We start from the raw sequence: 14,060 nt of genomic DNA on the forward strand, positions 1-14,060 counted from the left end.
GAGTTCGTCGCGCAAGGCCGCCGCAAGCTCGACGTCGCCACCCATCACATATTCGATGGCGGGATCAGGCAACGCGGGTGTTTCCTGCGCCACGGAGGCCAGCCGCAACTTTGCCGGCATGTCCAGCTCGCCCGAGTCGGATTCAAGGTGCCCCTGTAGCGCTGCAAACAGACTCGACTTGCCGCAGCCATTTCGACCCACGACGCCTAGCCGCCAGCCGCTCTGGATCACCAGGTCGATATCGGATAGCAGCAACCGGCTGCCGCGGCGGAGGGCGAAGTGGCGAAAGGCAATCATGGGAACCTAAGTACAAACGGGGCAACGGATGCCCGCAGCCGCACATGATAACGGGTGATAACGGTTGATCGGGTCACATCTGCCAAATTTGCAGATAGCATGGCGCTGGTAGTTCTGCTACAACGACGCAGCAAACGCTTCGAGCGGAGAGGGGACCATGTTCAAGCACCGTTACAGCCTGCCCTTGCTGGCAGCCATCGCTATCGGCACCGGCATGGCCGGCATCGTACACGCCCAGGACTCGATCCAGCAGCGCGTGCAGGACGAAAAAGGCATGAACCTGCCTGCCCGCGGCCTGAGCATGTCCCAGGTTGAGAAACAATACGGCGCGCCTCTGCGCAAGCTCTCCCCGCGTGGTGGCGACAGTGCCAAGCATCCGACGATCAATCGCTGGGAATACTCGAGCTTCATCGTGTATTTCGAAAACAGCCATGTGATCCACTCGGTGCTCAATACACCCGCTGGAAATAACACCAATCCGGCTTCGGCCAACTGATTTTCGCCCTATCCGGCGGGTGATTCAGCCCGACTGTCACCCGCCGTACGCGCTCTTCCCTTAAACTTGCGCCCCTGCTGCCTGGCGAACGTCGGGCACGTTTCGTCGCGCGAGTGTTGCCCCAATGACCGATTCCACCTTCCGTCTACCGGCCGAATGGGAGCCGCAGGCTGCCGTATTGATTGCGTGGCCGCACGCCGATACCGACTGGGCCGAGCGCCTTGAAGCGGTCGAGTCCACCTATGTGGCGCTCGCCGCTGCAGTGACGCGATTCCAGCCGTTGATCATCGTCGTTGCGGGCGAGACGCTGCGCGCTCACGTCATGAGCAAACTGCATGCGACGAATGCCGATCTTTCGCGCATTCGGTTTGTGGAGCTTCCCTACGACGACACATGGCTGCGCGATTCCGGCCCGATCACGCTGCGCAGTAACAGCGACCGCTTTCAGCTCACCGATTTTCAATTCACCGGCTGGGGCGGCAAGTTTGGTGCCGAGCAGGACGATGCGTTGATCGCGGGTCTGGTCGATGCCGGCGTGTTTGGATCGGCCGCACACAAGCGCATCGATTGGGCGCTGGAAGGCGGCGGTATCGAAAGCGATGGCGAAGGCACGGTCCTTACGACGTGGCGTTGTCTCGCGCAGCGTCACCCGGATCAATCGCGCGAGAAGATGAGCGACATTCTGCGCGATAGTCTCAACGCGCAGCGCGTGTTGTGGCTCGATTACGGTTATCTGGAAGGCGACGATACCGACGCGCATATCGATACGCTTGCGCGTTTTGCTCCGGATCATCGTATCGTTTATCAGGCTTGCGACGATGCGAGCGACGCGCACTATGACGAGTTGAAGCGCATGGGCGAAGAACTCGCAGCATTGCGCACGGCCGATGGAAAGCCGTACACGCTATATCCATTGCCTTGGGCGAAACCTATCGTGGACGAAGGTCGCCGTCTGGCCGCGTCGTATGCCAATTATCTGATCGTCAACGGTGCGGTTCTGGTGCCCGCTTATGGCGACGTCGCTGATGACGAAGCCGCACGCATCATTGGCGAAGCTTATCCAGGGCGCGCTATCGTCCAGGTGCCGTGTCGCCCGCTGATCTGGCAGAACGGCAGCCTGCACTGCATCACCATGCAACTTCCCGCCGGACTGGTCTAAAAGCTGTTCAACCCCATCTATTAGAATGGCGCGGATATAGAAAGCCGCTTCAGGATGTCCCTCATGACTCGCAAGCTCCTCAAAGTTGCCCTGCTGCAAGAAACCCATCGCGGAGGCCGCGATGCGAATCTCGATGCGATCGAGGCAGGCTTGCGCGAAGCCGCCGCAGCGGGCGTCGAGCTTGTGCTGCTGCAAGAGCTGCATAACGGACCGTATTTTTGCCAGCACGAATCGGTCGATGAATTCGATCTGGCGGAAACCATTCCCGGACACAGCACGGCACGCATCGGCAAACTCGCCGAAGAACTGAAGCTGGTGGTGGTCGCGTCGCTGTTCGAAAAGCGCGCGGCAGGTCTGTATCACAACACTGCCGTGGTGTTTGATCGCTCGGCGAACATCGCCGGCAAATACCGCAAAATGCATATCCCGGATGATCCGGCCTTCTACGAGAAGTTCTACTTCACGCCCGGAGATCTTGGTTTCGAGCCCATCGATACGTCGGTGGGTCGGCTGGGCGTGCTGGTGTGCTGGGACCAATGGTATCCAGAAGCCGCTCGCCTGATGGCGCTGGCCGGTGCGGAGCTGCTGCTCTATCCGACAGCTATCGGCTGGGATCCCAAAGACGATCAGGCGGAAAAAGATCGCCAGCGCGATGCATGGGTCACCGTGCAGCGCGGTCATGCGGTCGCCAACGGCGTGCCTCTGCTGGCGTGCAACCGCACCGGCTATGAGGCCGATCCGTCGGCCGTAGGGTCCGGCATTCAGTTCTGGGGCACCAGTTTCGTGGCCGGCCCGCAAGGTGAGTTTCTGGCCAAGGCGAATACGGACAAGCGCGAACTGCTCGTAGTTGAGATCGATATGGCACGTAGCGAGCACGTTCGCCGAATTTGGCCGTTTCTGCGCGATCGTCGCATTGACGCCTACAGCGATTTGTTACGCCGATTCCGCGATTAAGCGTTCAGGCTTAAACCTGTCAAAATCGACCGGCTTGCACCCCATCCCCGGCATCCCCATGCTGGGACCTATCCCCATAGCCGACGCACCCACTGCATGAGCGTGACCGAGACCGACCTTCTCCCCTCGCTGGACCTGCGCGACCAGCCGATCGAACGCGTGCATCGCGACGGGGTGGAGTACGTCGTGCTTGGCACCGCGCACGTTTCGCGCAGCAGCGTGGAAGCCGTGCATAAGCTGCTTTCGATCGAGAGGTTCGACGCCATTGCCGTGGAGCTGTGCGAAAGCCGTGCTCAGGGCATGCGCGATCCGGAAGCATTCAAGCAGATGGATCTGTTCCGCGTGATTCGCCAGGGCAAGGCCGGCATGGTCGCGGCCAGTCTGGTGTTATCCACCTTCCAGAAGCGGCTGGCCGATCAATACGGCATCGAACCGGGCGCTGAAATGAAAGCGGCGATGGATGGCGCCGAACAACGGAATGTTCCGTTGTGGCTGATCGATCGTGAAGTCGGCACCACACTCAAGCGTGCCTGGCACAGCGTAGGTTTCTGGCAGCGCTTCGGTTTGCTCGGCGGCATGCTTGCCAGCGTGTTCGAGCGCGAAACGATCGACGAAAAAGAGATCGAAAAGCTCAAGCAAGGCGACATGCTCGAAAGCGCCTTCAGTGAGTTCGCCAACGAATCCGCGCCGCTTTATCGCAGCCTGATCGCCGAACGCGATGCGTTCATGGCGGCGCGTCTGCGCGAGGAGGCAGGCAGCTCCATTACCGCCAATCCGTGCAAGGTGCTGGTGGTGATAGGTGCCGGACACCTCAAGGGCCTGTGCGAGAACTTGCGCGTGCAGCAAGGCGACGCCACGGAAACGGTAGCCGAACTGGCGCGCACGCCGCCTAAAGCGCGCTGGCCCAAATGGGTGGCGGTCGCTTTGGTGCTGGCCGTGTTCGGCGCGATTGCTTACGCCTTCCATCGCAACGCCACACTAGGTGCGCAAGCGCTGCGTGATTGGGTGCTGTACACCGGGGGATTCGCCGCGCTGGGGGCTGTGCTCGCGCGTGCTCATCCTTTGAGCATTCTGGCCGCGTTTATTGCCGCACCCATCAAGCCTTTCCGCCCCGGCATCCCTGCCGGCGGCATCAGTGCGATGGCCGAAGCCTGGGTGCGCCGCCCGCGCGTGGCCGACTTCGAAACGCTGCGCGACGATATCGTGCACTGGAGCGGCTGGTGGCGCAATCGCGTGGCCCGCACGCTGCTCAACTTCTTCCTGGTCAGCCTAGGCACGATAATTGGCGAATACGCCGCCGGCATCCATATCATCAAGAGCATTTTCTAAAGCCACGAGCCGGGCCTGCGACCCACTGTCGCGCGATATTGTGAGCGCTCTGTGGCAACCTCTATACTCCGAGAAATACGTTGCATGCGTCCGCTGGAACCGTGGGGATCCTCTTGATGACTCGATTGCAATTGGTTGGACTGGCTGTTGCCACTGCGTTTGCTTTCACGGGCACCGCCCATGCCACTGGCGACAAAGCCAATGGCCGCATACTTGTTTATACCTGCAATGGTTGTCACGGCGTGCCAGGGACCAACAACGCGTACCCGCAATACCCCGTGCCGAAAATCGCCGGTCAGAACGCTCAGTACATCATCAGCGCGCTGCATGAGTACAAGTCGGGCGATCGCACCCATCCGACCATGATGGCGCAGGGGCAAAGCCTCTCCGATCAAGAGATCGAAGACATTGCTGCCTATCTGTCGAGCATCGCTCCGAAGTAATTGCCCAAGGATTCCAACTGCATGAAACGCGCGCTTACGCTGCTCTCGTTTGGTATCGCCCTGGCATTCGCTTCGGCTCCGCTGTTCGCCAGCGGCGATGCCGACAATGGCAAAACCAAGTCGGCAACCTGTGTTGCCTGCCACGGCGCCGATGGGAACGCCGTCGATCCGCAATACCCACGCCTGGCCGGTCAGTACAACGAATACATCCAACAGGCCTTGCACGAATACAAAGATGGCCGCCGCGGCAACGCGGTGATGAAAACGCAGGTCGCCAATCTTTCCGATCAGGATATCGAAGACATCGCCGCTTATTTCTCGGCCATGCCGACGAAGCTGGATACGCTCAAGGGACATATCCAGGGCGATTGATCCCGCCCAAGCCCTTCACGTAAAAGCCCGCGACTTGCGTTGCGGGCTTTTGTGTTTTCGGGCGATGATTCGTGCGGACTTTCCTTGAGGACGCCCTCATGGGTTGCCTGCCACTTCCCGTTTTGTTTGTGCTGGGCGCGCTGATTGGCCGCTTCGTCGGCGGAAACAACGGCATGCTGTGGGGATCGGGCATTGGCTTGCTGCTTGGAGTCGCTTTAGCCGGCGTGTTTATCTGGCTGATTCGGCGCGGCAAATAATCAACCCATCGCGGATTGACCTTCCTTCTTGCTGTAATACGGATTGCTGCCGCCCGTATGATCGGTGGCATCACGCACCTCGGTGATTTCCGGAACACGTTCGCGCAACGTCTTTTCCACGCCATGCTTGAGCGTGACATCCACCATGCCGCAACCGTGACAACCGCCACCGAATTGCAGAATCACCACGCCGTTTGCATCGATTTCCAGCAGGCTCACGCGACCGCCATGTGAGGCGATGCGTGGATTGACTTCGGCTTCGAGTACATAGCGTACGCGCTCGACCAAACCCGCTTCCGTACCTGGAATTTCGCCCTTGATCCTTGGCGCGCGAATGTTTAACTGACCGCCCGTCTGATTGGGTTCGTAATCAATCGTGGCGCCTTCGAGCCATTGCGCGCTGTCGCCGTCGATGTGAAATTCGAAACCTTTGCACTCGATCGTCCATTCACCGCCGGTCAGATCATCGCGCTCGCAAAATTCCAGCTCGCAGTCGGCCGCAGGCGTTCCCGGTGACGTCACACGCAAACGGATACCCGAACCTTCGATACCCTGTTGCGAAAGTAGGCGAAGGAAATGGTCTTGTGCGCGTTGGGAAATCTCGATCATGCGTGCTCCGGAACTGCCATCATTGCCCGGTGTGCCGGGCCATACAGCACCATTTTAGTCCTGTTTCACTATGAATGTTCGATTTTCGATTTTTCGCGTACAGTTTCGACGCTTTAGCGCCTACCAACGGAGACCGTCATGACCGCCCTTCCGCTCGCCGCCCAACACTGCCAGCCACGTAAGGGTAAGGAGCATGCGCTCGATGAAGCCGCCGTTGGCGCGCTGCTACCGATGGTTCCCGGCTGGAAGCTGTCGGAACAGCGCGATGCGCTGGTCAAGGATTACCGGTTCGAAAACTTCCATCACACGCTGGGATTCATCAACGCGGTCGGTTTTATGGCCAATCAAGAAGATCACCATCCCGATATCGAGGCAGGTTACGGCCATTGCAAGTTGCGCTGGTCGACGCACGATGTCGGTGGCTTGTCGTTGAACGATTTCATTTGCGCCGCGCGCGTTGACGCCCTTCTCGCCCATTGAACGCGACAAGGCGCCTAACCACGGCATGGGCCGCAGCCGGTTATCTGCTGGCTGCGGTTATTGTTTGTGTGGCGCTCAGTGCATTGGCTGCACGGATCACGGCGGCGCAATTGCGAGACCAGGCGCAGTGGCAGCTTGCACGCGTTCAAGCCAGTCAGCCGCTATGGGAATGGCGATTTCGCAAACTGCATGACCTGATCGCGGGGCGCGCATTCGGTAACGCAAAGGTTTCGGTCGACGACGATGTGCTGACGATCACCAGCACCGATGGCACGCCTTACGAACTTGGCCTGCCAATCGCATGGTCACTGGATCTGGCGCATTGGCCCCTTCTGCAACTTGAGTTCAAGAGTTCCGATCGAGGCGAGCTTGGGTTTGTGGTGACGAATCCTTCCGGCGTCTCGTGCGTCGCGCTCGCCGCTGACGCACTCTCGCCCGAGACCGCTTCGCTACGCATCGATTTGCGTGGCCTGACGTGGAAAACCGCCAGCGGTGCACCGTGTCCCACACCGGGTGCCGTGCAGATGTTGCGCTTGCGCATTCAAACACACGAACACGCGACGCTGCGGCTGACATCCGCGTCTTTGCTGACGACCGAGCCGACGCAGCCGCCGCAACAAAGTGCCATCGATCTGCCGGACGAAGTAACTGGCACGGGTATCGATCGATTTGTCGATCGCGCACAAAACATGGCGATGCCGCTGTTCCATTTGCCCGATGGCATCGATGCCGAAGCCATGCTGTCCTTGCGTGATCAACTGCGCGCGCGCTGGCCAGCCGCGCTGATCGTGCCTGCGGGTGTGACGCCGCAAGCGGTGACCCCCTCATCGCATAACTCCATCTGGTGGGCCGCGTGCGTTGTTTACCTGTTGGCGCTGGTCTGGCTTGCATTCAAACCGTTCAAGGGCAACTGGCGCGTCTGGTTTGAAATCGCCGGATGCCTTTTGGGTCCGCTATGGCTGATTGCGGGCCTGCATTGGGGGCTTTATCCCACGCCGCTTGGGCTGACCGCATTCGGGGCCGGCCTGCTGTTTGCGATCTTCATCGAACGCCGACATCTGCCGCGATTGTGGCGATGGCCATCGTCACGTCGTGATTGGTTATGGCCATTCGCGCCCTTGGTTCTGACCGTGCTGCTGACCATTCTTTACGGTCATACGTTGTCTTTGCTGCCGTTGGGCCACGTGCTCGCCTATTTCGGCTGGGCGTGGCTGCAGCAATGGCTGATGCTGATCGTGATCATGCGACGCCTCGAACAAGTGCTGTATCGCCCCGCCTGGGCCGTGCTCGCCACAGCGATCGTTTTCGCGCTATTGCACACACCCAACGGCATGTTGATGCAGTTGTGCTTCGTCGGCGAGCTTTGGTGGGCGTGGTGTTTCCTGCGCTCGCGCAGCGTGCTGCCCATCGCGCTGGCGCATGCGGCTTGCGCGTTGCTCGTCGAGTCGGGATTGGTGGGCGGACTGGTGCGCTCGCTGGAAGTCAGCGCCCGCTTCTTCCTTTAGCCGCCAAAGCATCGAGGAAGCTTTTCAGATCTTCGGGTAGCTGCGCCGAAAAGCTGTACGAACGACCGTCCAGCTCAAACGACATGTGCGATGCATGCAGAAAGAGCCGGTTCAACCCCCGCTCCCGGAAACGCTTGTTGGCTTCCTTGTCGCCGTACTTCGTATCGCCCGCCAGCGGATGACCGATGTGGGCGGCGTGGACGCGAATCTGGTGGGTACGCCCGGTCCCAAGCGTTGCCTGCATCAGGCGCGCACCGGAGTACTGCTCTATTTCACGGAAAAAGGTCAGCGACGGCTTACCGCCCTCGGAGACACGGACCATCCGCTCGCCACCCTGAAGGATCGACTTTTGCAACGGCGCATTCACGTCGAAGCGCGCCTTGGGAGGGTGCCCCACCATTAGGCAGAGGTACTGCTTGGTCACCTCGTTGGCACGGATCGCTGCCTGGAGACCGGTCAGTCCAGCGCGAGTTTTTGCGAAAACCAGGACCCCGCTGGTGTCCCGGTCCAGTCGATGAACGAGTTCGAGGTGCTCTTTGGGGCGCGCTTGTCGGAGCAGTTCGATCGCCCCATGGCTCACCCCGCTGCCGCCATGACTGGCCATCCCGGTCGGCTTGTCGATGACCAGGAAGTGCTTGTCCTCGAAGATCACCGCCTCGGCGGCCGCGGCGATCGCCCCCTGCGAGGCCGCCTGTTCAGCCGTCCGCTCTGCCACCCGAACCGGCGGAATACGCAGCATATCGCCCTGGCTGAGACGGGTATCGGGCTTGGCGCGCTTACCGTTCACACGCACCTGCCCAGTGCGCAAAATACGGTAAATCATGCTCTTGGGCACGCCCTTGAGGATGGTCATCAATGCGTTGTCGATGCGTTGGCCATCGCGTTCGGGGCCAATCTCGACTTGACGCACCCCATGAGGTACATCGGGGGAAGTTACCGTCTGCATTGAAAAAAACCTGGGTAGAGAGGATACTCGTACAGCGCTCAGCCGGGTCCGCTGACGTTGTTGTTAGGGCCTGGCGCCCGCCTGTTACACCGGCGAGGTTTGGGCCGGTCGCCATCACGGCAGCCGGTTTGCAAACACCCTATTTATCGTAACGGTTCGGGTAGCCGCTTGTCCGGTCTCATTGCATAGACAGACACAAGTTGGCGTGCGTGCCCAAGAATCACCCCCGGTATCGGGAACGTTACCGTTTATTTTGCCGCTTTACCGCAGCGGCGCGATCCCCGGAAAGGCCGCCACACCAGGCGCCACCGCGGCGCGCGACGCGCGGCCAAGCCGAGGAATTACAATGAAAAGAATGCTGATCAACGCAACTCAGCGTGAAGAGTTGCGTGTGGCTATCGTGGATGGCCAAACCCTTTACGACCTTGATATCGAAATCCCTTCCCGCGAACAAAAAAAGGCCAATATCTACAAAGGCCGCATCACTCGCGTAGAACAATCCCTCGAAGCCTGCTTTGTCGACTATGGCGCCGAACGCCATGGCTTTCTGCCGTTGAAGGAAATCGCCCGCGAGTACTTCACGCCGGGTCTGGATCCCTATAAGTCGAACATCCGCGACCTGGTTAAGGAAGGTCAGGAAGTCGTCGTGCAGGTCGAGAAGGAAGAGCGCGGCAACAAAGGCGCCGCCCTCACCAGCTTTATCAGCTTGGCCGGCCGCTACATGGTGCTGATGCCGAACAACCCGAAGGCCGGCGGCGTATCCCGTCGCATCGAGGGTGAAGACAGGCAGGCGCTGAAAGAAGCGCTGGAGCACCTGACCGTTCCGGACGACATGGGCCTGATCGTGCGCACCGCCGGCATGGGCCGTGATGCCGAAGAGCTCCAGTGGGATCTCGATTACCTGCTCCAGTTGTGGAAGGCGATCTCTGGCGCCGCCCAGGCCCAGAAGGCGCCGTTCCTGATCTATCAGGAATCGAAACTATTCATCCGCGCGCTTCGCGATTACTTGCGCAGCGACATCGGCGAGATCCTGATCGACGAAGAGTCCCTGTTTCAGGACGCGCGCGACTTCATGCAGCAGGTGATGCCCAACGCCCTGCGCAAGCTGAAGCTCTATAAGGACGACACCCCGCTCTTCTCGCGCTACCAGATCGAGACGCAGATCGAGAGTGCCTTCGACCGCAGCGTGCGCCTGCCCTCCGGCGGCTCGATCGTCATCGACCAGACCGAAGCGCTGACCGCCATCGACATCAACTCCTCGAAGGCCACCAAGGGTGGCGACATCGAAGAGACGGCGTTCAACACCAATCTCGAAGCGGCCAGCGAAATTGCCCGCCAGCTGCGCATCCGCGATGCCGGCGGCCTGATCGTCATCGACTTCATCGACATGGACAGCCCCAAGCATCAGCGCGAGGTGGAAGAACGCCTCAAGGAAGCGCTGAAGCTGGATCGCGCGCGCGTGCAGATCGGTCGCATTTCGCGCTTCGGCCTGTTGGAGATGTCGCGTCAGCGTCTGCGCCCATCGCTGGGTGAGGCGACACAGATCGTCTGCCCGCGTTGCGAAGGTCACGGCCATATCCGCAGCGTCGAATCGCTGTCGCTGTCGACCCTGCGTCTGATCGAAGAACATGCGATGAAGGACAACACCGGCCAGGTGCTGGTGCAGGCGCCGCCGACGGTCGCCAACTTCATGCTTAACGAAAAGCGTGCCAGCGTGGTCGAGATCGAACTGCGCAACAAGGTGCACGTGGTGATCGTGGCGGACGACAAGCTCGATACGCCGCACATCGAAATCCAGCGCATCCGCGAAGCGGACATGGGCGAGCACAGCAAGCCGAGCTATGAGCGCCTCACCGCGCAAGAAGAAACGGCCGTACCGAAGATGGGCCAGATGCTCGGCAGCAACGAGCAGCCGGCTGTCAGCGGCATCGTGCCCGCGAGTCCGGCGCCAGTACGCGAGGAAGACACTGTCGCAACAGCCCCCGTCGCGCAACCCGTGAAGCGTCAACCTGCGGCAGCGCCTGCCGCGGCGCCAGCGCCCAGTGGCGGCTTCCTCTCCAAACTCTTCGGTATGTTCCGCAGCGAACCCGTCGCCGCGCCCGCTCCTGCCCCTGCACCGGCCGCAACCCGTCAGGACTCCTCGCGCGGCAAGCCGCAGGACAGCCGCCGCAATGATCGTTCGCGCAGTGATGGTCAATCGCGTCAAGGTCAGCAGCGCGATACGCAGCACGGCAACGCGCGCAATGGTCAGCCGCAAGGCAAGAGTCAAAACCCGAATCAGCGCCAGCGCAACGAGCAGCCTGCAAACACCAGCAAACCGCAACAGCCGCAAGGTAACAAGCAGGAACCGCGTCAGCCCAAACAAGCCCAGCCGGTGAGTGACGCAGCGACTGCGCCCCCCGAGCGCAACAAGCAACAGCCTGCTAACGCCAACAAGCAACAACAGCCGCAGCGCGCACCGCAGGGTGAGCGTCCGCAGCAAGCCAATGCACAGGCACCAGCCAAGCCGGCCGAATCGCCGAAACCTGCCGAAGCGAGCACGCCTGTAGTTGCCGTACCGGAAGGTGTTGAAGCCGCTGCCACTGCTGACACCACCGACAGCAGTCAGTCGCGTCGCCGTCGAGGCCGACGCGGTGGCCGTCGTCGTCGCCGTCACGACGGTGCCGTCGCTGCGAACGGCGTGGAGACGAACGAACAGCTCAATGCCGCTGAAGTCGATGACGAAGACCGCGATGAAGACGCGGCTATCGCTGACGAGCAAGCGCCGCGGGTAAAGCGCGAGTCGGAAACCGCCCACGTTGCCGAAGCGGTGCCTGTCACTCACGTGCATGCGCCTGTGTTCAAACCGGAACCGGAAATCGTTACGGCACCCCTCTCAGCGAGTGCTCATGAAAGTCATGAGCACTTCGCCAAGTCGGCCACGGAAACCGATGCCTTTACGGTTTCGGTCGAGCCAGGTGTGCGCCCGTCGATTCTCGCGGAGGAAAATCCCACATCGCCGGTGATCATCGCACCTGCGCCGGTACCCGCTTCGTTCAATCTGCCCGTTTTGCCGCCGATTCCGGTTCGCGAAACGGTTGAGGCATCCGAAAGCGAAACCGCGGAAGCCGCAACGTCGTTCGATACGCCGACGGCACAAACGCAGACCGTCACAGTGACGGTGCATCAGGATGCCGAACCGGCCGCGAATGAGGCCAATGTCGCCCCGCCGGTCGAATCGATCGTCGTGCCGGAGGTAGCAGCAACGGTTGAGGCGCCAGTGATTCATCATCCGGAGCCCGAGCCAGTTGTCGTAACCCCAACGCCGCTCATTCATCAGCCCCAGCAAGGTGACCTGCTCTCCTCGCCGCTGCAACATCACGCGTCCTCGGTCGAACACACCGAGGAAACGAAAGAGCCCGAGACTGACGAAGAGAACGCGCACACCCAACATCGGGATAGCCATCTCTCGTAACAAAAACTTGGTGCACGATGCAAAGAAAAGGCCGCACGATGTGCGGCCTTTTTGCGTCGCAGTGATCGAAAAAACCGGCTCAGTTTCCGACCTGATTGTTGTGCGTATCCAGCAAACCATGCACCGTCATCAGATGTGCCAGGCTGATCACGTGATCCACCTGCAGCTTTTCCATCAGACGCTGCTTGTAGGTCGACACCGTCTTCGGGCTGAGATTGAGCTGCTCGCCAATTGCCGTCAGCGCTTTGCCACGCACCAGCATCATCGCCACTTCCAGCTCGCGGCTGGAGAGCACATCGAACGGCGAGCCTTCGCCATCCAGCGTGGCCAATGCAAGCTGCTGCGCCACGGCGGGTGCCAGGTAACGGCGGCCACTTGCAACCTGGCGGACCGCGTTGAGCAATTCTTCAGCAGCGCAGCTCTTGGTCAGGTAACCGTGCGCGCCGGCATCCAGTAGACGCTTGGGAAAGCGCGCATCGTCCACCACGGTCACCACAATCACGTGCGTGGGCAAATTGGCTCGCGCCACGCGCTCGGTCAGCTCAATACCACTCATACCTGGCATGTGGACGTCGACCAACGCGATGTGCGGTTTGGTTGCCCGGATAAGGCGCAGCCCTTCTTCGGCGGTCCCGGCCTCTCCGCAGATACGTATGTCCGGCTGCTGCAGGATCATCCTGAAACCGGTGCGAACCAACTCGTGATCGTCCACGAGTACGACGTCAATCATCTCGCGCTCTTCCTAAAAAGGTATTGGGCCTACGCAAAGTAGGCCTGTCACTGACACATTGCAAGCCCGTAAGCTCTAGTTTTGAAAGGATTTTTTATATAACGCCTAAGAGCACAAAACAAATCAGAAATTACTTACATGCACGTACTAAAAATCAATGTCATTATTAGCGGAGTAACACAGCTGTAGTTCGTATCGCACACCCCAGTAAGGCTAGTCGTACTAACCGGAATGGAGCGTTTCGATGGTGATCTACTCGCTCAGACAATCGCCAGATGGTGATTGGAGCATCCGCCGAGATTCGGCGACCCTGTTTAGCCAGCTTCGCCTAGGTCCCGCCATTCAATTAGCTCGTGAAGCTGCCCGCGACGAACACAATCGGTCCGGTCGCAGCACCTGCGTTGAAATGCCCGGTCCCAGTTCCACGATTCGTCTCGCCCAGTACGCACGCCCCGGCATGCCGATCGAAAGCGCTGTCGCCTGACGTATCGATATAAATCGGCCATTCGCTCGTTGGAATGCGCCCCACATGCTACGATCGCGCGCCTGATGCCGGTCGTCCGGCAAGTGTCCCCGCCCGGATGGCGAAACAGGTAGACGCAAGAGACTTAAAATCTCTCGACCGCAAGGTCATGCCGGTTCGATTCCGGCTCCGGGCACCAATAAAATCAGCTACTTATGCCAATTCGCCCGATGATTCCAAGACGAACTCCACCCACTGGTGCCCGGCCGGTGCCCGTTTGGTGTTTGCTTGCAGCGCGATAGATGATCCCCGGCGACAAGATGAAGGGCGGCGCTAATCACCTTATTCCGCTCAGCGTCCAGGCAGTCGATATCCTGCGCGAGGTCCCGCGATCACCGGTCGCGGCAAGTACATCTTCCCATCCGCGCGCACGCCGAACGGATCGCGTGCTATGTCCGATAACGCCATTCTGTCCGCGTTGCGCGGGATGGATTACATCATTGATCAAATGATCGGCCACAGCGTACGCGCCATCTTCGCTGGAGATGCAGCTCGGGCATGCGGTG

The 14,060-nt window shown here is 60.2% G+C and carries 14 protein-coding genes and 1 tRNA gene; 11 read left to right on the forward strand and 4 right to left on the reverse strand.

All coding sequences use genetic code 11. From position 1 onward, the window contains the following. Positions 1 to 297 (reverse strand): ATP-binding cassette domain-containing protein (locus tag VK725_RS09400; RefSeq protein WP_325317792.1); only part of this gene is annotated, 297 nt, incomplete at its 3' end. 214 nt (positions 298 to 511) lie between these two features. Here VK725_RS09400 and VK725_RS09405 point away from each other — a divergent pair. The 7 genes from VK725_RS09405 (at position 512) to VK725_RS09435 (ending at position 5,307) form a co-directional block, all read left to right on the forward strand. Next, positions 512 to 793, forward strand: a complete 282-nt coding sequence (locus VK725_RS09405; protein WP_414648480.1) for a hypothetical protein — start codon at positions 512 to 514, stop codon at positions 791 to 793. Between the two features lie 124 nt (positions 794 to 917). Further along, the gene (locus tag VK725_RS09410; RefSeq protein WP_325317794.1) at positions 918 to 1,952 is read left to right on the forward strand and encodes an agmatine deiminase family protein; all 1,035 of its coding nucleotides are present in this window, start codon (positions 918 to 920) and stop codon (positions 1,950 to 1,952) included. A 63-nt stretch (positions 1,953 to 2,015) separates the two neighbouring features. Further along, complete coding sequence (locus VK725_RS09415; protein WP_325317795.1) at positions 2,016 to 2,906, forward strand: carbon-nitrogen hydrolase; 891 nt, start codon at positions 2,016 to 2,018, stop codon at positions 2,904 to 2,906. Positions 2,907 to 3,002: 96 nt separating this feature from the next. Next, positions 3,003 to 4,235, forward strand: coding sequence for a TraB/GumN family protein (locus VK725_RS09420; protein WP_325317796.1), 1,233 nt, complete (start codon positions 3,003 to 3,005; stop codon positions 4,233 to 4,235). 116 nt (positions 4,236 to 4,351) lie between these two features. After that, positions 4,352 to 4,678: a cytochrome c gene (locus VK725_RS09425; protein WP_325317797.1), complete on the forward strand. Its 327-nt coding sequence runs from the start codon at positions 4,352 to 4,354 to the stop codon at positions 4,676 to 4,678. 21 nt (positions 4,679 to 4,699) lie between these two features. After that, on the forward strand, positions 4,700 to 5,050 hold the full coding sequence (locus VK725_RS09430; RefSeq protein WP_325317798.1) for a cytochrome c: 351 nt from the start codon (positions 4,700 to 4,702) through the stop codon (positions 5,048 to 5,050). Positions 5,051 to 5,148: 98 nt separating this feature from the next. After that, the gene (locus VK725_RS09435) at positions 5,149 to 5,307 is read left to right on the forward strand and encodes a hypothetical protein (protein ID WP_325317799.1); all 159 of its coding nucleotides are present in this window, start codon (positions 5,149 to 5,151) and stop codon (positions 5,305 to 5,307) included. On the opposite strand, the gene VK725_RS09440 is transcribed toward VK725_RS09435, so the two are convergent. Then, a complete protein-coding gene (locus VK725_RS09440; protein ID WP_325317800.1) occupies positions 5,308 to 5,916 on the reverse strand; it encodes an NfuA family Fe-S biogenesis protein in 609 nt (202 codons plus the stop codon). A 138-nt stretch (positions 5,917 to 6,054) separates the two neighbouring features. On the opposite strand from VK725_RS09440, the gene VK725_RS09445 reads away from it, so the two are divergent. Continuing rightward, positions 6,055 to 6,396: a 4a-hydroxytetrahydrobiopterin dehydratase gene (locus VK725_RS09445; protein WP_325317801.1), complete on the forward strand. Its 342-nt coding sequence runs from the start codon at positions 6,055 to 6,057 to the stop codon at positions 6,394 to 6,396. An 83-nt stretch (positions 6,397 to 6,479) separates the two neighbouring features. Beyond that, the gene (locus VK725_RS09450; protein ID WP_325317802.1) at positions 6,480 to 7,901 is read left to right on the forward strand and encodes a CPBP family intramembrane glutamic endopeptidase; all 1,422 of its coding nucleotides are present in this window, start codon (positions 6,480 to 6,482) and stop codon (positions 7,899 to 7,901) included. Here VK725_RS09450 and VK725_RS09455 read toward each other — a convergent pair. Further along, a complete protein-coding gene (locus VK725_RS09455; RefSeq protein ID WP_325317803.1) occupies positions 7,879 to 8,847 on the reverse strand; it encodes an RluA family pseudouridine synthase in 969 nt (322 codons plus the stop codon). The two genes, VK725_RS09450 and VK725_RS09455, sit on opposite strands and share 23 nt — an antisense overlap. Positions 8,848 to 9,193: 346 nt before the next feature. Between VK725_RS09455 and VK725_RS09460 the strand changes: the two genes are divergently transcribed. Further along, positions 9,194 to 12,301, forward strand: a complete 3,108-nt coding sequence (locus VK725_RS09460) for an Rne/Rng family ribonuclease (RefSeq protein ID WP_325317804.1) — start codon at positions 9,194 to 9,196, stop codon at positions 12,299 to 12,301. A 79-nt stretch (positions 12,302 to 12,380) separates the two neighbouring features. On the opposite strand, the gene VK725_RS09465 is transcribed toward VK725_RS09460, so the two are convergent. Beyond that, positions 12,381 to 13,031 (reverse strand): response regulator, encoded by a 651-nt coding sequence (locus VK725_RS09465; protein WP_325317805.1) that lies wholly within the window; start codon positions 13,029 to 13,031, stop codon positions 12,381 to 12,383. A 575-nt stretch (positions 13,032 to 13,606) separates the two neighbouring features. Between VK725_RS09465 and VK725_RS09470 the strand changes: the two genes are divergently transcribed. After that, a tRNA-Leu gene (locus tag VK725_RS09470) sits at positions 13,607 to 13,693 on the forward strand. The last annotated feature ends 367 nt before the right edge of the window (positions 13,694 to 14,060 follow it).

The organism is Dyella sp. (assembly GCF_035486915.1).
Taxonomy (GTDB): domain Bacteria; phylum Pseudomonadota; class Gammaproteobacteria; order Xanthomonadales; family Rhodanobacteraceae; genus Dyella_B.